Here is a 22,976-nt window from a genome sequence, read left to right on the forward strand (position 1 = left end):
GCCCGGCTGTCCCGTCGACCCGTCGCCGTCCCGGCCCGTGCGCGCCCACCCTCGGCCGCGCGGCGGGCGGCTCAGCCGAGGCGTACCTGCGCCGGCCGTTCGGGCCGGGGGGCGCCGTCGAGCGTGATGCCGGCCGGGGCGACGGGCCGGGCCGGCACGATGGGGGCGTCCCGGCCGGTGCCCCCGCGGCCGTTCCCGTCGCGCGTCGACTCCTCGTGGTAGTCCTGCTCCACGTTGACCGACCAGACGTCGTGGCAGGTCCCGCAGGCGATGTTCTCGGCGGTCAGCATCGCCGTGAGCATCGAGTGGTCCTGGTTGTTGTAGCGGTGCATGCCGTTGCGGCCGACCGGGTGCACGTTCGGCACCTCCCGCGCCAGCCAGTCCCGGATCACGCCCACGTTGCGCTGGTAGCGCTCGTCGTAGACCGGGTAGGCCTTCGGCATCCGCACCACGTACCCGGCCTCGACGACGCCCGGCCGGACCAGGCCGAGCCGCTCCAGCTCGGCCGTCGCGGCGGCGACCAGCTCGGCGTCCGGCGTACGCCAGGTCTCGTCGTCCTCGAAGACGAAGTACTCCAGCCCCAGGCAGGTGCGGCCGTCCTTGACCAGGTACGGCGACCACGACCCGAAGTTCTGGATCCGGCCGACCTTGACCGCCGGGTCGTGCACGTAGATCCAGTTGTCCGGGAACGAGAACTCCTCGGGCACCACGAGCGCGACGGTCAGGAAGTCCCGGTACCGCAGGTCGGCCGCGGCGGCCAGCACCTCCGGCGGGGCGGCCGGGCGCAGCGCGGCCACCAGTTCCGAGATCGGCATTGAGGAGACGACGTGCTCCGCCGGCTCGGTCCGCTGCCCGCCCACGCCGTTGACGGTGACCGCCACCGCCCGGCGGTGCGTCGGGTCGCGGTGCACGGCGGTCACCCAGCTGCCGGTCTCCACCCGGCCGCCGCGCCGGCGGACCTCCTCGGCGCAGCGTTCCCACATCATCCCGGGGCCGAGCTTCGGATACTGGAACTCCTCGATCAGGCTGGTCACGTCCTTGCGGTTGCGCCGGGGCAGCACGGCGTTGCGCACCGCCTTGGCCAGCGACAGGTTCTTGATCCGCTGCGCGGCCCAGTCGGCCTGCAACCGGTCGGCCGGCATCCCCCAGACCTTCTCCGTGTACGTCTTGAAGAACATCGAGTACAGCCGCCAACCGAACCGGGCCGAGACCCAACCCTCGAAGTGCGACTGGTCCTTCGGCGGGCGCAGCCGGGCGCGGGCGTACGAGCCCATGCACAGCGCCGCCTCCCGGACGCCCAGGTTGCGCAGGGCGTTCGCGGCGCTCAGCGGGTAGTCGAACAGCGCGCCCCGGTAGTAGATCCGGCTCATCCGGGGCCGCAGCAGGAAGTCCTCGTCGGGCAGGATCTCGTGCCAGAACTCCTCGACCCTGGCGACCTTGGTGAAGAACCGGTGCCCGCCGATGTCGAAGCGCCACCCGTCCCGTTCGACGGTGCGGCTGATCCCGCCCACCACGTCGTCGGACTCGAACACCCGGACCGGGGCGCCCAGCCGGAGCAGCTCGTACGCCGCGGTCAGCCCCGCCGGTCCCGCGCCGATGACCACCGTGCCGCGCTGTTCGTCCATGCCGTGCCGCTCCCTGCTTCCGCCTGCCGGAGGCGGCCCGCTTACCCGGCATCGGCCCGAACTCACCCCGGATCCGGATGCCGGTTCCGCCGCCCGGCGACCTGGCCGGGCGGCCACCGGCGGCCCCGAGCGCACCGCCGGGCGGCCGGGCCCGCGTGCCGCGTACGCGTGTCAAGCGCCCCGGAACGGGGATGTGGCACCGTTCTGGCGGCCGGATCGGGAGACGCGGTGATGGACAGGTGGCGGGCCGTCGCGGACGCGCGGCGGCGGGTCGGACGCCTGCCCGCCCGGCTCGCCCGGCGTGGCCACGACCTGCGGCGCGCCGCCGGCCGGGTGCCGGCGCCGTGGCTGTTCGTCGTCGGCGTCTTCCTCGGCACCAAGATCGTGCTCAGCCTCGTCGGGCTGCTCGCGTTGAGCGCCTTCGACGACGTGCCGTGGGCGCCGCCGCCGGACGAGGCGACGATGCGCGAGCAGCAGCGGGCGGTCTCCGGGCACCGCGCGGTCTGGCTCTGGTTCGCCTGGGACTCGTTCCTCTACGACCACCTGGCCCGGGTCCCGCTCGACGAGCCGTGGCGGGACTTCGGCTTCCCGCTGCTCTATCCGTTCCTGGCCCGGCCGCTGGCGCCGCTGCTGGGCGGCGACACCGCGCTGGCACTGCTGCTCGTCGCCAACGTCGCGTTCCTGCTGATGCTCTACTACGCCCACCGGCTGGGCGAGCGGCTGCTCGGCGACGACGCGGCGGCCCGCCGGTTCGTCCGCTACCTGGTGCTGCTGCCGGCCGCGTTCCTGTTCCAGGCGGCGCTGACCGAGTCGCTCTTCCTCTGCCTCGCGCTCGCCGCCTTCCACTACGCCGAGCGGCGGCGCTGGCTGCTCGTTGGCGTCGTGGGGTTCTTCCTGGCGCTGAGCCGCTCGGTCGGGTTCTTCGTGGTGCTCCCGCTGGCCCTGGTGCTGCTGCGGCAGCACGGCTACCGGCTGGGCCCGCGCGCGCTGGGGACGTACGTGCGCGTCGGGTGGCCGTTGGTGCTGGTGCCCGCCGGCTGGCTGACGTTCATGGCGTTCTGCCGGTGGCAGAGCGGCGACTGGTTCGCCTACAAGCACACCCAGGAGAGGGGCTGGGGCATCTCCGTGCAGAACCCGCTGGCGGTGCTGTGGCACGGCCTGACCGGCACGCCGGCGCGGGACGCCCTGCGGGTGTGGCTCGCCGTCGTGGTGCTGGTGGTCCTGGTCGCGGGCGTCCGCCACCTCGGGCTGCCCTACCTCGCGTACGGGTTGATCATGGTCCTGGTGCCGCTGTCGATGGGGCCGCCGGTCTACAAGAGCCTGCTGCGCTACCTGCTCGCCGCGTTCCCGGTGGGCCTGGTGCTGGCCCGCTGGGCCCGGCACGCCACCGCCGACGCCTGGCTGACCGCCGCCCTCGCCCTCCTCCAGGGGACCCTCTTCGTCACCTGGCTCGCCTACTGGACCCACTTCATCATCTGACGGGCCCGGTGCCGTCTTCACCTGACGGGCCTGGCTCTCTATGATCGGTTGAAAATTTCGCCGACCGTCAGGTTGGAATTGGCAAAAAGCTACGGGCGCGGAGCCGCGCCGGGAAGGGCTGGCATGGCGCTCTCCGCGACCGTCCTCGCCGAGCTGCGCGGCATCGTCGGCCCGGCCCACGTGCACGACGCGGCCGGCGACCTCGTGGCGTACGCCCGGGACGCGACCCCGCTCTTCTCGCACCGGCCCGACGCGGTGGTGTTCCCGGCCGACACCGCCGAGGTCGCCGCCGTGCTGGCCCTGGCCACCCGGCACGGCGTGCCGGTGGTGCCGCGCGGCGCGGGCTCCAACCTGTGCGCCGCGACCGTGCCGCTGCGCGGCGGGATCGTGCTGGTGCTGACCCGGCTGAACGCGATCCTGGAGGTCAGCGCCGACGAGCTGCTGGCCCGGGTGCAGCCCGGCGTGACCAGCGCCGCGCTGGCCGACGCCGCCGCGGCGCGCGGCCTGCTCTGGGCGCCCGACCCGGGCAGCCGCACCGTCGCCACCGTCGGCGGCACCATCGCCACCTGCGCCGGCGGGCTGCGCGGGCTGAAGTACGGGGTGACCCGCAACTACGTGCTGGGCCTGGAGGCGGTGCTGCCCACCGGCGAGGTGATCCGCACCGGCGGTCGGCTGTGGAAGGACGTCGCCGGCTACGACCTGACCCGGCTGCTCACCGGCTCCGAGGGAACCCTCGCGGTGATCACCGAGGCGACGGTGGCGCTGCTGCCCGCGCCCGCGTCGAGCAACACCGGGGTCGCCTACTTCCCGACGCTCGCCGAGGCGGGGGAGGCCGTCGCCCGGGTGATCCGGGCCGGCGTGGTGCCGGCGACGCTGGAGTTCCTCGACCGGGCCTGCATCACGGCGGTGGAGGACTTCGCCCACCTGGGGCTGCGCGCCGACGCGGGAGCGCTGCTCCTCTTCGGCGACGACGGCCCGCCGGACCTGGTCGCCACCCACCTCGACCGGATCGGCGCGGCCTGCGTCGACGCCGGCGCGGTGGAGGTCACCACCGCCCGCGAGGTCGCCCAGGCCGAGGCGCTGCTGGCCGCCCGCCGCTGCGCGCTGCCGGCGCTGTCCCGCCGGGGCGGGGTGACGATCCTGGAGGATGCCACCGTGCCCCGGCCGCGGATCGCCGAGATGGTCGACCGGATCGACGCGATCGCCGTCCGGCACGACGTCGCCATCGCCACCTTCGGTCACGCCGGGGACGGCAACCTGCACCCCACCTGCGTCCTCGACTCCGCAGAGGACCACGACGCGGTACGCCGGGCCGAGGCGGCCTTCGCCGACGTCTTCGCCGCCGCCCTCGACCTCGGCGGCACCATCACCGGCGAGCACGGGGTGGGGGCGGCGAAGCTGCCGTTCCTCGCCGCCCGGCTCGGCGACGACCAGCTCGCCCTGCTGCGCCGGATCAAGAGCGCCTTCGACCCGGCGGGCGTCCTCAACCCCGGAAAGCTGGGCTCGTGAGCGGCGACGTGTTCAACCCGGAGCAGCTGTCCCGCTGCATCTCCTGCGGGTTCTGCCTGCCGGCCTGCCCCACGTACGCGATGACCGGCGACGAGGCGTCGTCGCCGCGCGGGCGGATCACGCTGATGCGGGCGCTCCAGGACGGCACCCTGCCCCCGGACGACGACACGCTCGCCGAGCAGTCCTCGTTCTGCCTGGGCTGCCGCGCCTGCGAACCGGTCTGCCCCGCCGGCGTGGAGTACGGCAGCCTGCTGGAGCAGTGGCGGGTGCACCAGTGGCGCGGCCCCCGCCGGCCACTGGTGGCCCGCGCGCTGATGCTGCTGGTCGAGCAGCGGTGGGTGCTGCGGCTGCTCGGCCTGGTCCGCCGCGCCGCCCACGGTCCGGCCGCCGCCCCGTCGGCCGGGCCCGGTGCTGCCGGCGGGCCCGAGGCGCAGCTCATGCTGGGCTGCGTCGAGCGGGGCCTGTTCCCGGCGGTCAGCCGGGCCGCCCGGGCGCTCGACCCGGGGCTGGCCGTCCCCACCGCGCAGGGCTGCTGCGGCGCGCTGCACGCGCACAACGGCGACCTGGCCGGCGGCGAGCGGCTGGCCGAGCGCCTCGGCGAGGACCTGCCGGGCACGATCGTCACCACCTCCGGCGGCTGTGCGGCGCACCTCGCCTCCGTGCTCGGCCGCGACCGGGTGCGCGAGCTGTCCACCTGGCTCGCCGAACGGCCCGCCGGCGCGGAGCTGCGGGTGGCCGGCCGGCGCGCTCGGGTCGCCCTGCAGGACTCCTGCCACCTGCGCAACGGCCTCGGCGTCTTCGCCGAGCCGCGGGCGCTGCTGCGCCAGGTCGCCGACTACGTGGAGCTGCCCTCGGCGGCCACCTGCTGCGGCGCCGCCGGCACGTACTCGCTGCTGCGGCCGAAGGAGTCGCGGCGGATCCTGGACGCGAAGCTCGACGAGATCGAGGCCGCCGGGGTGGACCTGGTGGTGGCGGTCAACCCGGGCTGCCTGCGGCAGCTGCGCACCGGGCTGCGCCGGCGCCGGTCCCCCGTCCGGGCCGTGCACCTGGCCGAGCTGCTCACCCGCGTGGAGCCGGCGTCCCGACCGGTCTGAGCGGGTCGGGACGCCGGCTCGCGGCCTCACTCGGTGCGGATGCCGTCCGGCCGGGTCAGCCGCCACAGCGCCGGCAGGCTGAGCCCGGTGACCAGCAGCACCACCGCCGCGCCCAGCCCGGTGGAGATGCCCAGCGCCGACCAGGCGACCGTGACCGGCTCCCGCACCATGCGCAGCAGCACCGCGCCGAGACCCAGCCCGAAGACCACCGCCAGGACGAGCCCGATCACCACCGGCACGGCGGTCTGCCACAGCACCGACCAGCTCAGCGTGCCGCGCCGGGTGCCGACCGCGACCAGCATCGCCAGCAGCCGGCGGCGCTCCCGCAGCTGCTCCAGCACGCCGACCAGCATGCTGGCCCCGATCAGCAGCAGGGTGACCGCCGCGCCGACGTAGAGGCCGCGCCGGATGTTGACGAACTGGGTGGCCTGCGTGGTCCCGGTCAGGGTGAGCACCGAGGCGAACGGGTCGACGCCGGCGGCGACGTTGCGGACGTGCTCCAGCGCGTCCGGCCGGTCGGGCGCGAGCCGCAGGTACGCGTCCGCGCGCAACGGGCCCAGCCGGGCGGCGTCGACGGCACCGGGGGTGGCCAGCACGCTGGTCTGCGCGTGGCCGGCGGGGCCGGGACGGATCGGCGCCTCCCGGGCGTCCCGGGGGATCTGCCAGGCCGACCCGTCGACGTCCGGCACCGTGACGGTGGTGCCCGGCCGGATCTCCGCCTGCGGCGCCGTGGCGTCGCGGACCAGGAAGACGTCGCCGTCGGCGCACCCGTCGAGCCGGGCGAACTCGGCCAGCGCAATGCAGTCGCCGATCCGCAGGTCGACCAACGTGCCGCCCCCGGCGGCCCCGACGACGCTCCGCAGGGTGGCGTTGCTGCCGGTCACGCCGGGCGCGGCGGCCAGCCGGCCCAGCGCCGCGGCGGCGTCGGGGCGGGCGGGGAACTCCACCTGCACCTGGGCCCGGGAGGTGTCCTGCCCGGTGGCGACGGTGAACCGGTCGGAGACGCCGGCGAAGAGCATCTGCAGCCCGATGGTGCCCGCCACGGCGACCGCGATGCCGTTGACCAGGCGCGCCGAGGCGGCGCTGTCGAGCTGGATGCGCCGCACCGCGAGCTGCCACGGCACGGGACCGCCGCGCATCCGGCGTACCAGCAGGTCCGTCAGCCAGGGCAGCAGGGTGACCACGCCGATCAGCAGCAGCACCGCACCGGCCGCCGTCTGCTGCTCGGCGCCCAGCGGGGCGACATCGGCGGCGCCGGCCAGCAGCAGCCCGAGCCCGGCGGCCGGCAGCAGCAGCCGCCACGCCAGCCGGCGGCGCACCGGCGTCGCGCGCCGGGTCACCCCGAGCGGCTCGACGAGCACCGTGCGCATGGACACCAGGGTCACCACGACGGCGAGCGCCGGCACCGCCACCACCACGGCGGCGACCAGCGGCAGCGGCGGGCGCACGTCCGCGGCGTACACGCTGAGGTCCATCAGGGTGACCAGCGGCGCCACCTGGCGGCCGAGCGCGAAGAGCGCGCCGCCGACCGCGACGCCGAGCAGCGCGGCGCTCGCGGCCTCCCCGGCGGCGATCCGCCGGACCATCGCGGCGTCCGCGCCCACCAGCCGCAGCGCGGCCAGCCGCCGGTCGCGGCGTTCGCTGCCGAACCGCACCGCCGCGCCGAGGAAGACGGCGATGGGCAGCAGCAGGACGACGAAGATGACGACCACCAGCACCATCAGCACCGGGCCGAAGCCCTCGCCGGGCAGCCCGCCGCCGAACGCGTCCAGCCGGGTCGCGCCGTCGTCCGCGCTCAGCCGGTCGCTGCCCAGGTAGAAGGCCAGCTCCCGGGGGCCGGCCAGGCCCTCGTCGCCGATGATCCCGGTGACCCGGGCCCCGCCCAGCCGGGGTGCGAACAGCGCGCCGTCGGGGGAGTCGAGCAGGTCGCGCAGCGCGGGGGAGACCACGACCTCGCCCGCGCGGGGCAGCGTCGCCACGCCCGGCGGCGTCGGTGCGGCCGGCCCCTCGGCCTGCAGCATCCGGCCCCGCACGGGCCGCTCCCGGAACGCGGTGTCGACCTGCCGGAGCAGCAGCGTGTTCGCGGCGGCCGGGATCTGCCCGCCCATCCGCAGGTCGTCGCGGGCGTCGCCGCGCGCCTCGCGGGCGTCCAGCGCGCCGGGCACCGATGCGGCGAGCAGCAGCATCGCCACCCCGACGCCCACGCCGACCGCCGTCAGCACCGCCCGCAGCCAGCCGTCGCGGCCGCCGGTCAGCACCATGCGGGCGCCCATGGCCAGGTCGGCCGCGCCGTGGCGCAGCCGCGTCACGCCACGACCTCCAGGTCGCGGGTGCGGCCGTCGCGCACCACCACCTCCCGGTCGGAGTACGCGGCGACCCGCGCCTCGTGCGTCACCAGCACCACCGCCGCGCCGGTCTCCCGGGCGGCAGCGGTGAGCAGCCGCATCACCCGCTCGCCGTTGAGCGAGTCCAGCGCGCCGGTCGGCTCGTCGGCGAAGACCACCCGGGGGCGGGTGACCAGCGCCCGGGCGACCGCCACCCGCTGCCCCTGCCCGCCCGAGACCTCGCCGGGCCGCTTGCCGGCCACCTCGGCGACCTCCAGGCGCTCCAGCCACTCGGCGGCCCGGCGCTCCGCCTCGCGGCGGCCGACCCGGTCCAGCCGCAGCGGCAGCGCCACGTTCTCCAGGCAGGTCAGTTCCGGCACGAGCTGGCCGAACTGGAAGACGAAGCCGAACGACTCCCGGCGTAGCGCGCTGCGCTCGGCGTCGGTGAGGGTCGCGAGGTCACGGCCGGCGAAGAGCACCTGGCCGGAGTCGGGCCGGACGATGCCGGCGAGGCAGTGCAGCAGGGTGGACTTGCCGGAGCCCGACGAGCCCATCACGGCGAGCACCTCGCCCTCGTGGACGCGCAGGCTGGCGCCGGCGAGCGCCCGGGTGGGGCCGAACGAGCGGTGCAGGTCCTCGGCGACCAGCAGCGGCGCGGTCACGACCGGACCGCCGCGGCGAGGTCGTCGAGACGGGCGGCGGTCAGCTCCAGCCAGCGCAGGTCGGCCTCCAGGTGGAACAGCGCGTGGTCGCAGATCAACTGCTCGGCGAGGTCGCCGTCGCGCTTGCGGCGGGTCAGCTCGCGCATCATTCGCAGGTGCTCGCCGCGCTGCACGTCGAGCAGGTCGGCGGCGGAGCGGCCGGTCAGCAGGGCCAGCACCACCTTGGTGTAGAGGATGCTCTGCAGGTACGGCTCGGGCTTCTCCGCCCGGGCCAGCCACTGCCCGACATCGGTGACGCCGGCTTCGGTGATCGCGTACCGCTTGCGCTCCGGGCCCTCGCCGGGCTCGACCGCCTCCACCTCCACCAGCCCGCTGCGCAGCAGGCGGGAGAGGGTGGCGTAGACCTGCCCGTACGCGAGCGGGCGGGCGTGACCGAAGCGCTCGTCGTAGAGGCGTTTGATGTCGTAGCCGTGGCGGGGGGTGGCCTCCAGCAGGCCGAGGAAGGTCTGTCCGATCGACATGACGGGCACTATACACATCATGTATACGCGGTGTGTATACCGGTAGGGTGTGGCGGTATCCGCCGCATGGGAGGTCATGTGTTCGCCCTGTCCCTGACCGAGGACGTCGAGATGCGTCCCCTCGAACCCTGGCGGGCCGAGGAGTTCCTCGCCCACCTGGACCGCGCCCGCGAGCACATCGCGCCCTGGGTGTCGCCGGCGTTCGTGGCCACCGACCTCGACTCCGCCCGGGCCGTGCTCCAGCGCCACGCCGACCGGTACGCGCGCGGCGCCGGCGGCATCTGGGGCCTCTGGCGGCAGGGCACCCTGGTCGGCGGGGTCCTGTTCGTCTCGCTCGACACGGCGACGGGCGTCTGCGAGGCGGGCTGCTGGCTGGAGCCCGCCGCCGAGGGCCACGGGCTGGTCAGCCGGGCGGTGGAGCGGATCGTCGACTGGGCCGTCGAGGAGCGGGGCATCCACCGGGTCGAGTGGCGCACCAACGCCCGCAACGCCCGCAGCATCGCCACCGCCAAGCGGCTGGGCATGCGCCACGACGGGACGCTGCGCGAGGTCTACCCCGGCCCGGACGGGCGGATCGACCTTCAGGTGTGGTCGGTGCTGGCGCCCGAGCGGCGGGCCCGCCGGTCAGACGTGGGCGAGCACCGCGTCGAGTGAGCGGGGCACCCGGTCCGGCTCCAGCGCGCGCACCAGCAGCTTCGCGTACGCGCTCTTGCGGCCGGACCGGGTGCCGAGGAACCGGCGCAGCTGCGCCTCGACGGCGCGCCCCTGCTGGGCCGGCTGCCGCTGGAAAAGCTGGAACGTGCGCAGCTCACCCTCGGCGGCGATGACCTTCCGCACCCCGGCCACGCCGACCGCGCGGATCAGCTCGTCCTCCAGGTCGGCCACGCAGGCGTGGAACCCCAGGGCCGCCAGGTCGGACCGGGACAGGCCGGCGCCGAGGCCGCACCGTTCCAGCCCCCGCCGGAAGAAGCCCTCCTCGGCGTCGTCGTAGAGGCCCGCCAGCCGCAGCCGGCGCCCGGACGGGCCGAACAGGTCGAGGAAGTGGCCGATGTTCGTCGCGCCGCCCATCGACACCACCCGTACGCCGTCGGCGTCGAGGTCCCGGCCCCGCCTGGCGGCGAGCGTCTCCAGCGCGACCCGGTCGCTCCTGCCCTCGACGAGCACCACGGCCCGCGCGTCGATCCCGGCCGTCAGCTCGTGGATGCTCCGCACGGTCGCCACCCCGCCTCCTGGTACGTAGCCCGTCGGGCCGCACGTTGCGGCGTGCGCCCGGCCCGGATCAGTCAGGGGATCGTGGCCCGGCGTGCCCGGCGGTGCAAGCGAGTTGCGCCGGGACCGGCCCGGCGGCGCGTACGGGACGCGCCGCCGAGCCGGGGTCAGCGCCGACCCTCGCGGCGCCTCAGCGTGCGCTCGTAGTCCTGGAACCGCGCCTTGGCGATGACCGAGCGGTCCGCCGTGCGGAGCACCAGCCCCTCGGACCGGCCGGCCGGCCCGTCCAGGGCCACCGTGGTCCGCGGCAGGTGGTCGACGAGGAACGTGTGGGTCTTGTCGATCTCGCGGGGCAGGTCCCCGGCGGCGACGGTGGCGAGGCGGGGCACGGTCGCCAGGCCCAGCGCGTCGGCCCGCGCGACGAGGTCGGCCTCGCCGAGGAATCGCTGGCCGCCGCCGTCGCGCCAGGCCGAGATCCGCTGGGCCGGCCAGGAGAGCATCGGCGCGGGGTCCTCCAGCACCGCCACGTCGAACAGCCGGTGCCCGACCCGCCGGCTGGCCGTGTAGTGCCGGGAGGCGGCGGTGACCTTGCCGCCGTACACCTCGAGGTAGAAGACGGTGACTCGGTCGTCGGCCGCCGCGCCGGTCAGCCGCTCGGCCACGTCGCGCAGCGCGTCGACGATGCCGAGCGCCGGGTTGCCGATCAGGTCGCCCCGCGCGTACAGCAGCTCCTCCCGGCTGCCGATCAGGTACGCGCCGTCGGGCAGCGCGACGATCCGGGCGTTCGTCCCGTCGATCTTCTCGGTGAGGGTGACCGGCCCGGTGAACTCGACGCACTCCGCCAGCAGCCCGCCGTCGCGGGGGTCGAGGGCGTGGTAGGTCGGGATCGACGGGTACTTGGTCAGCGAGTTGATCGCCCGCAGGTCGACCGTCCGGACGTCGAGGCTGGACACGGCTTCCTCCTGGGTGGCAGCTTCGCCGCACCGGGCTGCGGCGCGGCGCTGGGCGAGCAGCGTATCCGCCCGCGACGGGGCGCCTCGTGGCAATTTCCGCCCGCCGCGTCCACCCTGGACCGTCGACGGGCGGAAATGTCGTACCCGGCGGCGACCATCCATCCATGGCTGTCCCCGCTCTCACCCCGCACACCGACCAGCCGCGTTCGGTGCCGCTGCGCGAGGCGCGCACCCGGCTCACCCAACTCGTCGCGCTGGCCGAGCTGACCGACGCAGTCACCGTCGTCACCCGCGACGGCGATCCCCGACCGGTCGCGGCGATCGTGCCGGCCGCCGCCGCCCGCACGGCCGCCCAGGCCCGCGCCGACGCGGACCGCCTCGCCGCCGTGACCGCCGGCTGGGCCCGCCGGCTCGACGAGGCGCACCGACGCAGCAGCCGGCGGCACTCCGCCGAGCTGCGCGCGGTCACCGCCGCCCTCGCCGAGGCGTGGGCCGAGCTCGACCGCCGCGTCCGGCCGGGCAGCGACCCCGACCTCGCCCGGCTGCGCGCCGCCCACGCCGACCTGCTGGCCGCCGACCCCGCGCCCTGACGGCGGCGATCCCGTGCCCGGACGCGCCGCGACCCGCCGGCGGCGTCAGACGGCGGGGTACGCGTGGGTCTCCGCCGCCTTGACGGCGGCCCAGACCGGCTGCCCCGGAGCCAGCCGGAGCTGGGCGGCGGCGGCCGGGGTGACGTCCGCCGCCACCTCGACCGGCCCGTCGAGCCGCACCCGCAGGTTGTCTCCGTGCCGCTGCACCCCGACCACCGTCGCCGCCCAGGTGTTGCGCGGGCTGCCCTCCGGCCGGGACGGGTACAGGGCCACCGCCGACGGCCGGAACGCGACGAACGCGTCCCCGTCGAGCCGGTCGGCGACGGTGAGGGTCAGCCCGTCGGCGACCCGGACGCGGTGCCCCTCGGCGCGGCCCCGGTGCAGGTTCAGCCCGACCAACCGGGCCACGTAGTCGGTGCGGGGCCGCGCGGTGACCGTCGCGGCGTCCCCCTCCTGCACCACCCGCCCCTCCTCGACGATCACCAACCGGTCGGCCAGCACCAGCGCGTCCAGCGGATCGTGGGTCACCAGCAGCGTGGCCCCCGGGTGCGCGGCGAGGTGCCGGTGCAGCTCGGCCCGGGTGTCCAGTTTGGTGCGCGCGTCGAGCGCGGCGAGCGGCTCGTCCAGCAGCAGCAGCGCCGGCGCGACGGCGAGCGCGCGGGCCAGCGCCACCCGCTGCGCCTGCCCGCCCGAGAGCTGCCGGGGCCGGCGGTGGGCGTGCTCGGCCAGGCCGACCCGGTCCAGCCAGGCGCGGGCAGTCTCCCGGGCGGCGCGCCGGTCGGCGCCGTGCCGCCGCGGCCCGAACGCCACGTTGTCCAGGGCCGTGAGATGCGGGAAGAGCAGGTAGTCCTGGAACACCACGCCGACCGGTCGGCGCTCCGTCGGCGTCCAGGCGCGCCGCGCCGGCCGGTCCAGGTCGACGCCGTCGAGGGTGAGGTGGCCGGCGGTCAGCGGGAGCAGGCCCGCGAGGGCCCGCAGCGCGGTGGTCTTGCCCGCGCCGTTGGGGCCGAGCAGCGCGACGACCTCGCCGGCGGCGAGCCGCAGGGGCACGTCGAGGCGGAATCCGCCCCGGTCCACGACGAGGTGGGCGTCGAGCAGGGGCGCGCTCACGGGCTGGTGATCCAGCGGTCGCGCAGCCCGGCCAGGATGGCCACCGAGACGGTGAGCAGGACGAGGCTGAGCACCACGGCGGCCTGCACGTCCGTCTCCAGCGCCAGGTAGACCGCCAGCGGCATGGTCTGCGTCCGGCCGGGATAGTTGCCCGCGAAGGTGATGGTGGCGCCGAACTCGCCGAGCGCCCGGGCCCAGCACAGCACCGCCCCGGCCGCCAGGCCGGGGGCCACCAGGGGCAGGGTGACGTGGGTGAACGTCGTCCACCGGCCCGCGCCGAGGGTCGCCGCCGCCTCCTCGTACCGGCGGTCCGCGCCGCGCAGCGCGCCCTCGACGGCGATGACGAGGAACGGCATCGCGACGAACGCCTCGGCCAGCACGACGCCGGCGGTGGTGAACGGCAGGGTGATCCCGAAGGTCGCGTCGAGCCAGCCGCCGAGCAGGCCCCGCCGGCCGAAGACCAGCAGCAGCGCCACCCCGCCGACCACGGGCGGCAGCACCAGCGGCACGGTGACGAGGGCGCGTACCAGGCGGCGGCCGGGGAACTCGACGCGGGCCAGCAGCCACGCCAGCGGCACCCCGAGCAGCAGGCAGAGCAGGGTGGCGAGGGTGGCGGTCAGCAGGGACAGCCGCAGCGCGGTGAGCACGCCCGGCTCGGTGAGCCGCTGCGGCAGGGTGGCCCACGGCGTACGGGCCAGCAGCCCGACCAGCGGCAGGACGAGGAACGCCAGGCCGAGCACGGCCGGCAGCAGCAGCGCGACCGGCACCCCGGCGCCCCGCCGTCGCCGCACGCCGTCGGTACGCCTCACGGCGTCTGGAAGCCGGCCTCGGTGAGCACCGTCCGCCCCCGCTCCGAGCGGACGTACGCGACGAAGGCCCGCCCGCCGTCCCGGTTGGGCGCGTCGCGCAGCGCCACGATCGGGTAGTCGTTGACGGCGCGGGCGGACTCGGGGAACTCGACGGCGGTCACGTCGGCCGCGGCGGCCAGCGCGTCCGTGCGGTAGACGAGGGCCGCGTCGACCTCGCCGAGGCGCACCTTCGACAGCGCGCCCCGGACGTCCTGCTCCAGGGTGACCGGGGTGAGGCTGACCGAGGCGGCGTCGAGCGCCGTGCGTGCCGCCGCGCCGCAGGGCACCTGCTCGGCGCAGAGCGCGACGGTCAGCCCGGGGCGGGTCAGGTCGGCCAACCCGGTCACGCCGCGCGGGTTGCCCTTCGGCACGGCGACGACGAGCTGGTTGCGGGCGAAGGTGGCGGGGTCGCCGTCGGCGTTGCCGGCCTCGGTGACCGTGGCCATGTTCCGCGTCGCCGCCGAGGCGAACACGTCGGCCGGCGCGCCCTGGTTGATCTGGGCGGCCAGCGCCGAGCTGCCGGCGAAGTTGAAGACCACGGTGGTGCCCGGGTGGGCCGCCTCGAAGTCCCGGCCGAGCCGGGTGAAGGACTCGGTCAGCGAGGCCGCGGCGAACACCGTCACCGTGCCGCCGACGCCCGTGCCGCCGGCCGGGCCCCCGGCGGCCGAGCCGCCGCCGCAGCCCGCCAGGCCCGCGAGGGCGAGCACCGCCGCCACCGTACGCAGCCAGCGCCGGCCCGGGCGTCCGGGCCGTGGCCGGGGTGTCGCCGTCAAGATGTCTGCCTCCCTCTGCTGGTCGGGGTGGTGGCCCGTTCCACCACCACCGTGGTCGACTTGATCACCGCGACGGCCAGCGAGCCGACCCGCAGGTCCAGCTCGTCGACGGCCTCCCGGCTCATCAGCGAGACGATCCGGAACGGCCCGGCCTGGATGTCGACCTGCGCCATGACCGTGTCCTTGACGACGTTGACCACGATGCCGCGCAGCCGGTTGCGGGCCGACGAGGAGTCCGACCGCTCGTCGGGGTCGGCGGCCTGCCCGCGCGCGAACGCGGCGAGGTCGACCCCGTCGATCACCCGGTGCCCGTGCTCGTCGCGGCCGGCGGCGAGCCGGCCGGCGTCCACCCACCGGCGCACGGTGTCGGCGCTGACCCCGAGCAACTCGGCCGCCTCGCCGATGCGGAACGTCGTCACCGGCCCATCCTAACCATCCGGCAGATGCGATGGGTCAGCCCCCTTTCGCCCTCGCGATTGCCGCCTCCTGAGCGGCTGGCCCTGGCGTTCGCGGGTGGCGACACGCATCGTGCGGTTGGCACGCGGGGAGGCGGCATGCGTCGGGGGTGGACGCCGCCAGGGGAGGGCGGGTGACGTCGACGCACGGCGGGGTCGGCCGGCGGCACGGGCGCCGCCGGCGGGCCGGCGACACGGGCCGTCGCAGCAGGGCGGGTCGGAAAACGGGTGCGTGGCCGGGGGCCGGCCGGCGGCGCGGGCGCGATTCGGCCGGGGTGGCGACACGGGCCGTGCCGGTCGCCTTCCGTACTGTCGCGGCGGTGCGGCATGGACCACAATGGAGGGCTCGCGCGGGCGGCGACCGGGAGGCCGAGTTGGGTCAGGACAAGGAGACCGGCGGCGACTCGCCGGGGCTGCCGGCCGTGGCGGCGGCGTCCGGTGGCGTGTCGCGGTCCCGGCAGGTGCGCCTGGCGGCGCTGCTGCTCCTGCTGGTGGTGGTCGCGGTCGCCGCGGTGCGGGTGATCGTCGCCAGCGGCCCGCCCACCTGGGACGAGCTGCGCGAGCGGGCCGGGCTGACCAACCGCGACAGGCTGCTCATCGGGGTGAAGGACGACCAGCCCGGGGTGGCGCAGAAACTGGAGAACGGCGCGTTCGAGGGCTTCGACATCGACATCGCCTACATGATCGCCGAGGACCTGGGCTTCGACGCGCCGGAGGTGACGCTGCTGCCGATCGAGAGCGAGGACCGGGCCCGACGGCAGGCCCGCGACACCGACGGCAGCTTCGTCACGGTCGACCTGGTCATCGCCTCCTACAGCATCACCGAGGAGCGCCGGGACCAGGGCGTGGTCTTCTCCTTCCCGTATCTGGAGACCGAGCAGTCGGTGCTGACGCGGGCGTCCGACCGCCGGCAGGTCGCCAGCCTGCGGGACCTCGACAAGGCGAAGGTCTGCACGCTGGGGACGTCCACGTCGGAGCAGCGCCTGCGCGAGGCGGGCGCGAACCCGATCGGTCGCAACCGGATCAGCCAGTGCGTCCAGGCGCTCTACGACGGCGAGGTCGACGCCGTCACCACCGACGCGGCGATCCTGGCCGGCTTCGTGGGCCCGCGTCCGCCCGGCGAGCTGCCGCCGGCGACGAAACTGCTGCGGCGTACGGAGTTGCGGCACTGGGACATCGGCGCGGACGCGGCGGAGAAGTGGGGGGTGAACACGGGGCCCAACCCGGCGATGCGGGACCTCGTCAACCTCTCCCTCTACCAGTCCGCGAAGGGCCCGGACGGCGACCGGTGGAAGGCGGCGTTCGACCGCTATCTGGCCTCGGAGCAGCAGCACAGCAACCCGCAGCAGGTGGCGGTCGGCCGGCAGCCGGAGCCCGAGGAGAAGGTGGAGGTGCGGCAGTGGCCGTGGGAGAGATGGGCGCTGCCGTCTCCGAGCCGGCCGCCGTCGGGCGTCCGGACCGCCGCCCGGGCACGAAGCAGGCGCAACAGGCGCAGCAGTGGCTGCTGACGCTGCTGCCCGCGTTCCCGGTGCTGCTGCTCGTGCTGCGGCTGTGGCGGCTCAGCCGGCAGGACATGCCGACGATGCTGCTGCTGGTGCAGTACGTCAGCCCGCTCGGGCTGCTCAGCGCCCTGCTGATCGCGCTGGTGTGGGCGTTCCCGCTCGTCGTGCTGGTGCTGGCCGCCCTCGGCCGGCTGCTCCAGGTCAGCGCGCCTGACCGGTTCGACCCCGAACGCTCGCTGCTCGCCTACGGCACCGTGCGTACCCCCGGTTGGGTCCTGGTGGCGGCGATCGCGCTGGCGGCCCTCACCTGGCAGTTGCGGTTCCTGCCGCTGCTGCTGATGCTCGCCCTCTGGCTGCTGGCGCTGCGGACCCGGCTGCGCCACCCGGACCGGCCCCGCCGGCTCCTGGTCACCGGCCTGGTGCTGCCCGTCGTCGCGGGGGCCGCGAGCTACGCCTGCCTGGCGCCGGCCGTCGTGGCCGCCGGCCGGCAGGGGGAGCTGGCCACGGCCCTGCTGCTGGTCGTGCCGCCGCTGGGGGCGGCGGTGCTCACCGGCCCGGTGCCGCGCCCGGTCGCCCCGGCGCTGACCCGCACCCTGGCGTACGCGGTGGCGGCGGTGGTGCCGCTGGTGATGGGGGTGGTCTTTCTCCGGGTCCCGCTACTGCCCGCCGTCGCCGTGGAGGTCGGCGCCGAGTCGGGCCCGGCCCGGGAGGTGGTACGCGGCCAGGCGGTCACCGTCACCGACCGGATGACGATCGTGCTCGACGGGCGGGGCGAGGTGCGCTTCCTGCCCAACGACCTGGTACGCGGCCAGCGGCTCTGCCCCGACCCCGGGCGGATCCCGGTCAGCCGGGTCGACGTGTACGGCTGGCACGTGGAGGAGACGGCGCTGGACTGGATGATCCCCCGGCAGCCGGTGGGCCGGCCGGACCCGCGCTGCCTCGGCCGCCTGCCGGCCCCCGGTCCCGCCGCCCCGCCCACGCCGCCCTCCCCGGGCCCCCGCTGACGGAGTCGACCAATGCGGGCCGCGCGTCCGCGCTGCGGTGGCGACGCAGCGTGACGCGACGCCACCGCAGGCGGCGAACCAGGGAAGAGGTGGCGGCGGCGGTCAGCCCCGCCGGGCGGTGCGGCCCTTGAGGCGGCGGCCCAGCTCGCGGGCGATCTCCCGGTCGGCGTCCCGCGCGGCCAGCGCCTGCCGCTTGTCGTACGACTTCCGGCCCTTGGCCAGGGCGAGTTCGACCTTCGCCCAGCCGCCCGCGAAGTACATCGACAGCGGCACCAGGGTCAGCCCGCCCTCGCGGGTCTTCTCCAGGATCCGGGCGATCTCCACCCGACGCAGCAGCAGCTTGCGGGTCCGTCGGGGCGCGTGGTTGGTCCAGCTGCCGAAGCCGTACTCGGCGATGTGCAGGCCGTGCAGCATGAGCTCGCCGTCGTGTTCCTGGGCGAACGCGTCGACCAGCGACGCCCGGCCCTCGCGCAGCGACTTGACCTCCGTGCCGGCCAGCACGATGCCCGCCTCGTAGGTCTTCAGGATCGTGTAGTCGTGCCGCGCCTTCTTGTTCGAGGCGATCAGCGTGCGCTCGGTCTGCCGGCCCGCGTTCACCCGGTGGAGGATATCCGCCCGGCGCCCCGGGTGACGGGCCTGGTCGCCGTGTTCAGAGCTGGCGGGCCTCCCCGGCCAGGCCGGCGAGCAGGCGGGCGACCGTGGGCGGGTGGTGCCGCCCGGCGGCGGTGGCCGCGTACACCCGGCGGGCCGGGGCGTCGTCGGCGTGCAGGCGCAGCAGGGCCAGGTCGGCCGGGGCGGCCGGGACCGCCAGCGCCGGCACCAGCGCGACCCCGAGACCGGCCGCCACGCAACCCAGCTTGCCGGTCCAGTCGGCGGCGACGATGTCCACCCGGGGCCGGAAGCCGGGCGGCATGGTGGCGCGCATCAACGGGTCCTCGCCGTTGGGCGACCCGGCGACGAACGGGTCGTCGGCCAGCTCCGCCAGGCGCACCGTGCGGCGCCGGGCCAGCCGGTGCTGCCGGGCGACCGCCACCAGCAGGCGCTCGTCGAGCAGGTGGTGCAGGTCGAAGCGCCCGGGGTCCAGCGGGCGGTCGGGCGGCGCGCTCACCACGGCGACGTCGGCGTCGCCGGCGAGCAGCCGCTCCAGCAGGTCCGGCGTCCGCCCCTCCACCACCGACAGGGCCACCCGCGGGTGCGCGTCCCGGAACCCGGCCAGCGCGCGCGGCACGAGGGCCGCCATCGCGGTCGGGAACGCGCCCACCCGCAGCCGGCCGCCGCCCAGCCCGCGCAGCGCGTCGAGGTCCCGGTGCGCGGTGGCCAGCCGCTCCAGCACCGCGTCGGCGTGCGGCAGCAGGCACCGCCCCGGCTCGGTCAGCGCGACGCCGCGCGGAAGGCGGTCGAACAGCACCACCCCGAGGTCGGCCTCCAGCGCGGCGACCTGCCGGGAGACCGCCGACTGCGTGTAGCGCAGCTCGCGGGCGGCGGCCGTGATCGAGCCGTGCCGGGCCACCGTCCGGAACACCTCCAGGGCCAGCGGTTGCATCCCGCGAGCGTACGCCGACCCATGCGCGTCTCGCATGGCGGCTATCGGAAAGATTCGTTGGTCGCATGGCGGCGCGCTGCCTACGGTTTCCGCATGACGAAGATCGCCGTACTCGGCACCGGGCGGATGGGGGCGTCGATCGCCCTGCGCCTGCTCGACGCCGGACACCAGGTGACGGTGTGGAACCGCACCGCCGCCCGCGCCGCCCCGCTCGGGCAGGCCGGCGCGGACGTGGCCCGGACGCCGGCCGGGGCCGCCCGCGACGCCGAGGTCGCCATCACGATGCTCACCGACGCCGCCGCCGCCGAGGCGGTGCTGTTCGGGCCGGACGGGGCCGCCCCGGCCCTCCCACCGGGCGCCTGCCTCGTCGAGATGTCCACCATCGGCCCGGCCGCCGTCCACGCTCTGGCGGCGCGGCTGCCCGCCACCGTCGACCTCGTCGACGCCCCGGTGGGCGGGAGCGTGGCCGCCGCCCGCGCCGGCCGGCTGCGGGTGCTCGCCGGCGGCACCGACGCCGCCGTCGCCCGGGTTACCCCCGTCCTGGCGGCGCTCGGCGCCGTACGCCACTGCGGCGGCACCGGCAGCGGGGCCGCGCTGAAGCTCGTGCTCAACACCGCGCTGCTCGTGGCCCTCGGCGGGCTGGCCGACACCCTCGCGGTCGCCCGCGCCGTCGGCGTCGACCCGGCCGCCGCCCTCGACGCGCTGGCCGGCGGTCCGCTCGGCGGCGTGCTCGGGCGGGCCGCCGCCCGCGACGCCGACTTCCCGGTCGCCCTCGCCGGCAAGGACCTCGACCTGGCCCGCGCCGCGCTCGGCGCCACGGCCGCCCCGCTGGTCCGGGCGACCCGCACCGTGCTCGACGCCGCCCCCGACCCCACCACCGACATCGCCACCCTCGTCAGCCTGGAGCGCTCGTGAACCTCACCCTCGACAACCCGCCGGCCGTCGCCGCGCCGTTCGGCGACCGGTTCGCCCACGTGGCCCGCCTCGACCTGCCCGGCGGCGCCCTGCTGGTGCTCGCCGGCCAGGTCGCCGTCGACGACGCCGGTCGCCTGGTCGGGCCGGGCGACATCGTCGCGCAGTCCGAACGGATCTTCGAGATCGTCGGCGGCGTGCTGTCGGCCCACGGCGCGGGACTGGCGGACGTGCTGCACATCCGGACGTTCATGACCGACCTCGGCGACCTGCCCGGGTACGCCTCGGTCCGGCGCCGGCTCTTCACCGCCACGCCCCCGCCCGCCAGCACGACGGTGGAGGTGAACCGCCTCTTCCTGCCGGGCGCGCTGATCGAGGTGGAGATAACGGCCGCCGTCACCGGTCCGGGCGCCGCGGCCTGATCCATGCCGGCCCGGTCACATCCGGCGGTGGCCGGGCCGGCGGGCGTGGTCGCGGTCACCCCGGGTCGACCGTAGGGGCGGGACGTCGCCGGACCGGCCGGGCGGCGGCGCGGGCCGCCCCGCGACACGCCGTTAGCACGCTCGTTCGACACGCCGACCACGTGGAGACATCGCGCGATCGCAGCCAGTAGTCTCGGGCGGTCCTCGCCGGTCGGACGCGTCACGGCCACCCCGCCCGGCGGGGGCATCCGGTCAGCCCCGCCGCCCGAGGAGCGTCCGTGGAGTCGATGACCCGCCAGCGCCAGCCGTCCGGGGAGGACGACCACCCCGACGACGCCTCCGCCACCGCGCTGCTGCCGGAGCTGGAGGACGCGGACTGGATGCACCACGCGCGGGAGTTCGCCCACACCAGCTTCGGGGCGGTCGCCCGCCGACTGCCCCGGCTGGTCCGGGAGGCGGTCGCGCTGGCCTGGGCCACCAGCCGCCGGGACACCGTCGCCTCGATCGGCCTGAACGTCGCCGCCGGGGTGATGACCACCTTCGGGCTGCTCGCCACGACCAGCGTCCTGCGCGAGCTGTTCACCGCCGGGCCCACCCCGGACCGCGTCCGCGCCGCGCTGCCGGCGCTGACCCTGGCGGCGGCGGCCGTGGCGGCCCGTGGCGGGCTGACGATCGCGGCCGGCTGGGCGCAGGCCCGGCTGACCCCCCAGATCAACTACGAGGTCGAGCTGCGGCTCTTCGAGGCCACCACGGCGGTCGACCTGGCCGCGTTCGACGACGCCGGGTTCGCCGAGGAGATGGACCGGGCCCGGGACCGGGGCATGGGCGAGGCGGCCTACATCGTCGACCACACCGTCAACCTGGTCACCGGGGTGGTGGGGATGCTCGCCACCGCGGTGGCGGTGACGGTGATCCAGCCGGTGCTGCTGCCCTGCCTGCTGCTCGCGGCGGTGCCGCAGGCGGCCACCGCCGTCCGGATCGCCCGCCGGCAGTATCTGGCCATGCTGGCCAGGATCACCCGGCAGCGGCGGATGCGGATGCTGGCCCAACTGATGGCCAACCGGCACACGGCCGCCGAGGTCCGGTCCTACCAGATGCGCGACTTCCTGCTCGCCGAGTACCGCGCCATGATGACCGTCGAGACCCGCGCCCACCTGCGGCTCGTCCGCGCGCAGACCACCACCCGGGTGGCCGGCGCGACCGCCGCCGGCCTCGCCGCCTTCGGCGTCTACGCGGTCCTCGCCGCGCTGCTGCTGAACGGCATGGTCGCGCTCGCCGCCGCCGCGACCGCCCTGTTCGCCCTCCAGTCCGCCCGCACGAGCCTCAACGTCGCGGTCCTCGCCACGAACTCGCTCTACGAGGACGCCCTCTACTACCAGGACTACCGCGACTTCCTCGACCGGGCCGGGGCGCGGGTCCCGGCCGGCGGCGGGCGGGCGGTGGACGGGTTCGACGCGGTCGAGCTGGACCGCGTCAGCCTGCGCTACCCGGACACCGAGCGGCCGGCCGTCGACGAGGTCAGCCTCACCGTGCGGCGCGGCCAGGTGGTCGCCCTGGTCGGGGAGAACGGCTCCGGCAAGACGACCCTGGCCAAGCTCATCGCCGGGCTCTACCGGCCGACCGGCGGCGCGGTCCGCTGGGACGGGGTCGACGCCCGCGAGCTGGATCCGCGGGCCACGGGCGGACACGTGGCGGTGATGACGCAGGACTGGTGGAGGTTCCCGTTCACCGCCCGGCAGAACATCCGCATCGGGCGGCACGACCGGGCGCCCGAGCGGCCGGGGCCCAGCGTGCACGACGCCGCGCGGGCGGCGGCCGCGCACGACATGATCGCGGGCCTGCCCTTCGGGTACGACACCCTGCTCGACCGCGAGTTCAAAGACGGCCAGGACCTCTCCGGCGGGCAGTGGCAGCGGCTCGTCGCCGCCCGGGGCCTCTACCGGCACGCCGCCCTGTTGATCTGCGACGAGCCGTCGGCCGCCCTGGACGCGCGGGCCGAACACGCGCTCTTCCAGCACCTGCGTCGCCGTCCCGACCGGGCCGTCGTGCTGATCACCCACCGGCTGGCCAACGTCCGGCACGCCGACCAGATCTTCGTGATGGCGCAGGGCCGGCTCGTCCAGCAGGGCACCCACGACGAGTTGATGTCGGCCGACGGCCTCTACCGGGAGCTGTTCGACCTGCAGGCCAGCGGCTACCTCGCCCGTTCCCCGGCGACCGACGACGGCCTGCCCCGCTGACCGACCGCCCCGCGCTGACCGACCGCCCCGCGGGTGGCCGGGCGGTCCGCTGGCCGGCGGCCCGACGTCGGCGGCGAGGCGCGCCGGAGACCGACCGGCGGCCCGGGTGGCTCCGGTGTTGACTTCCAGCGCACTCGAATTCCTAACGTGGCCCGGACGCCCGGCGGACCCACGCCGGGCGCGGCGACACGAGGAGCACGA

At 76.1% G+C, this 22,976-nt stretch carries 22 protein-coding genes; 10 read left to right on the forward strand and 12 right to left on the reverse strand.

What is annotated here, in order from left to right; all coding sequences use genetic code 11:
• Positions 1 to 71 precede the first annotated feature (71 nt).
• On the reverse strand, positions 72 to 1,625 hold the full coding sequence (locus ABT006_RS16780) for an NAD(P)/FAD-dependent oxidoreductase (RefSeq protein ID WP_350707248.1): 1,554 nt from the start codon (positions 1,623 to 1,625) through the stop codon (positions 72 to 74).
• Between the two features lie 231 nt (positions 1,626 to 1,856).
• Between ABT006_RS16780 and ABT006_RS16785 the strand changes: the two genes are divergently transcribed.
• From ABT006_RS16785 to ABT006_RS16795, 3 genes are all read left to right on the forward strand, one after another.
• Entirely contained in the window at positions 1,857 to 3,104 is a 1,248-nt protein-coding gene (locus ABT006_RS16785; RefSeq protein WP_350707250.1) for a hypothetical protein, read from the forward strand.
• 123 nt (positions 3,105 to 3,227) lie between these two features.
• Positions 3,228 to 4,613 carry an FAD-binding oxidoreductase gene (locus tag ABT006_RS16790; RefSeq protein WP_350707252.1) on the forward strand — a complete coding sequence of 462 codons (1,386 nt, stop codon included), beginning with the start codon at positions 3,228 to 3,230 and terminating at the stop codon, positions 4,611 to 4,613.
• Positions 4,610 to 5,707, forward strand: a complete 1,098-nt coding sequence (locus tag ABT006_RS16795) for a (Fe-S)-binding protein (protein ID WP_350707254.1) — start codon at positions 4,610 to 4,612, stop codon at positions 5,705 to 5,707. The genes ABT006_RS16790 and ABT006_RS16795 overlap by 4 nt, the downstream gene beginning before the upstream one ends.
• 26 nt (positions 5,708 to 5,733) lie before the next feature.
• Here the strand turns inward: ABT006_RS16795 and ABT006_RS16800 are convergent, their stop codons facing one another.
• From ABT006_RS16800 to ABT006_RS16810, 3 genes are read right to left on the reverse strand one after another with little or no spacing between them, the layout of a single operon-like run.
• Positions 5,734 to 8,016: an ABC transporter permease gene (locus ABT006_RS16800; RefSeq protein ID WP_350707256.1), complete on the reverse strand. Its 2,283-nt coding sequence runs from the start codon at positions 8,014 to 8,016 to the stop codon at positions 5,734 to 5,736.
• Positions 8,013 to 8,693, reverse strand: coding sequence for an ABC transporter ATP-binding protein (locus ABT006_RS16805; protein ID WP_350707258.1), 681 nt, complete (start codon positions 8,691 to 8,693; stop codon positions 8,013 to 8,015). Before ABT006_RS16805 ends, ABT006_RS16800 begins: the two co-directional genes overlap by 4 nt.
• Complete coding sequence (locus ABT006_RS16810) at positions 8,690 to 9,214, reverse strand: PadR family transcriptional regulator (protein WP_350707260.1); 525 nt, start codon at positions 9,212 to 9,214, stop codon at positions 8,690 to 8,692. Before ABT006_RS16810 ends, ABT006_RS16805 begins: the two co-directional genes overlap by 4 nt.
• A 78-nt stretch (positions 9,215 to 9,292) precedes the next feature.
• Between ABT006_RS16810 and ABT006_RS16815 the strand changes: the two genes are divergently transcribed.
• Positions 9,293 to 9,868 carry a GNAT family N-acetyltransferase gene (locus tag ABT006_RS16815; protein WP_350707262.1) on the forward strand — a complete coding sequence of 192 codons (576 nt, stop codon included), beginning with the start codon at positions 9,293 to 9,295 and terminating at the stop codon, positions 9,866 to 9,868.
• On the opposite strand, the gene ABT006_RS16820 is transcribed toward ABT006_RS16815, so the two are convergent.
• Positions 9,839 to 10,435: a TOPRIM nucleotidyl transferase/hydrolase domain-containing protein gene (locus ABT006_RS16820; RefSeq protein WP_350707264.1), complete on the reverse strand. Its 597-nt coding sequence runs from the start codon at positions 10,433 to 10,435 to the stop codon at positions 9,839 to 9,841. The two genes, ABT006_RS16815 and ABT006_RS16820, sit on opposite strands and share 30 nt — an antisense overlap.
• Positions 10,436 to 10,590: 155 nt before the next feature.
• Positions 10,591 to 11,376 carry an RNA ligase family protein gene (locus ABT006_RS16825; RefSeq protein ID WP_350707266.1) on the reverse strand — a complete coding sequence of 262 codons (786 nt, stop codon included), beginning with the start codon at positions 11,374 to 11,376 and terminating at the stop codon, positions 10,591 to 10,593.
• Positions 11,377 to 11,540: 164 nt separating this feature from the next.
• Between ABT006_RS16825 and ABT006_RS16830 the strand changes: the two genes are divergently transcribed.
• Positions 11,541 to 11,966, forward strand: coding sequence for a type II toxin-antitoxin system Phd/YefM family antitoxin (locus tag ABT006_RS16830; RefSeq protein ID WP_350707268.1), 426 nt, complete (start codon positions 11,541 to 11,543; stop codon positions 11,964 to 11,966).
• Between the two features lie 45 nt (positions 11,967 to 12,011).
• Here the strand turns inward: ABT006_RS16830 and ABT006_RS16835 are convergent, their stop codons facing one another.
• The 4 genes from ABT006_RS16835 to ABT006_RS16850 are packed head-to-tail and all read right to left on the reverse strand — an operon-like array spanning position 12,012 to position 15,116.
• On the reverse strand, positions 12,012 to 13,076 hold the full coding sequence (locus ABT006_RS16835) for an ABC transporter ATP-binding protein (RefSeq protein ID WP_350707269.1): 1,065 nt from the start codon (positions 13,074 to 13,076) through the stop codon (positions 12,012 to 12,014).
• Entirely contained in the window at positions 13,073 to 13,885 is an 813-nt protein-coding gene (locus tag ABT006_RS16840; protein ID WP_350707271.1) for an ABC transporter permease, read from the reverse strand. The genes ABT006_RS16835 and ABT006_RS16840 overlap by 4 nt, the downstream gene beginning before the upstream one ends.
• Positions 13,882 to 14,649 carry a molybdate ABC transporter substrate-binding protein gene (modA, locus tag ABT006_RS16845; RefSeq protein ID WP_350707654.1) on the reverse strand — a complete coding sequence of 256 codons (768 nt, stop codon included), beginning with the start codon at positions 14,647 to 14,649 and terminating at the stop codon, positions 13,882 to 13,884. Before modA ends, ABT006_RS16840 begins: the two co-directional genes overlap by 4 nt.
• Before the next feature lie 44 nt (positions 14,650 to 14,693).
• A complete protein-coding gene (locus ABT006_RS16850) occupies positions 14,694 to 15,116 on the reverse strand; it encodes a TOBE domain-containing protein (RefSeq protein WP_350707273.1) in 423 nt (140 codons plus the stop codon).
• 356 nt (positions 15,117 to 15,472) lie between these two features.
• Between ABT006_RS16850 and ABT006_RS16855 the strand changes: the two genes are divergently transcribed.
• Complete coding sequence (locus ABT006_RS16855) at positions 15,473 to 16,660, forward strand: transporter substrate-binding domain-containing protein (protein WP_350707275.1); 1,188 nt, start codon at positions 15,473 to 15,475, stop codon at positions 16,658 to 16,660.
• Positions 16,552 to 17,658: a hypothetical protein gene (locus ABT006_RS16860; protein ID WP_350707277.1), complete on the forward strand. Its 1,107-nt coding sequence runs from the start codon at positions 16,552 to 16,554 to the stop codon at positions 17,656 to 17,658. Before ABT006_RS16855 ends, ABT006_RS16860 begins: the two co-directional genes overlap by 109 nt.
• Before the next feature lie 102 nt (positions 17,659 to 17,760).
• On the opposite strand, the gene smpB is transcribed toward ABT006_RS16860, so the two are convergent.
• Complete coding sequence (gene smpB / locus ABT006_RS16865; protein ID WP_350707279.1) at positions 17,761 to 18,255, reverse strand: SsrA-binding protein SmpB; 495 nt, start codon at positions 18,253 to 18,255, stop codon at positions 17,761 to 17,763.
• Between the two features lie 52 nt (positions 18,256 to 18,307).
• Positions 18,308 to 19,201 (reverse strand): LysR family transcriptional regulator, encoded by an 894-nt coding sequence (locus ABT006_RS16870; protein ID WP_350707281.1) that lies wholly within the window; start codon positions 19,199 to 19,201, stop codon positions 18,308 to 18,310.
• 93 nt (positions 19,202 to 19,294) lie between these two features.
• On the opposite strand from ABT006_RS16870, the gene ABT006_RS16875 reads away from it, so the two are divergent.
• The 3 genes from ABT006_RS16875 (at position 19,295) to ABT006_RS16885 (ending at position 22,775) form a co-directional block, all read left to right on the forward strand.
• Positions 19,295 to 20,116, forward strand: a complete 822-nt coding sequence (locus tag ABT006_RS16875) for an NAD(P)-dependent oxidoreductase (RefSeq protein WP_350707283.1) — start codon at positions 19,295 to 19,297, stop codon at positions 20,114 to 20,116.
• The gene (locus tag ABT006_RS16880) at positions 20,113 to 20,535 is read left to right on the forward strand and encodes a RidA family protein (RefSeq protein ID WP_350707285.1); all 423 of its coding nucleotides are present in this window, start codon (positions 20,113 to 20,115) and stop codon (positions 20,533 to 20,535) included. The genes ABT006_RS16875 and ABT006_RS16880 overlap by 4 nt, the downstream gene beginning before the upstream one ends.
• A gap of 287 nt (positions 20,536 to 20,822) precedes the next feature.
• The gene (locus ABT006_RS16885; RefSeq protein WP_350707656.1) at positions 20,823 to 22,775 is read left to right on the forward strand and encodes an ABC transporter ATP-binding protein; all 1,953 of its coding nucleotides are present in this window, start codon (positions 20,823 to 20,825) and stop codon (positions 22,773 to 22,775) included.
• Positions 22,776 to 22,976 lie beyond the last annotated feature (201 nt).

This window comes from Micromonospora sp. NPDC002717 (genome assembly GCF_040295705.1).
Taxonomy (GTDB): Bacteria; Actinomycetota; Actinomycetes; order Mycobacteriales; family Micromonosporaceae; genus Micromonospora.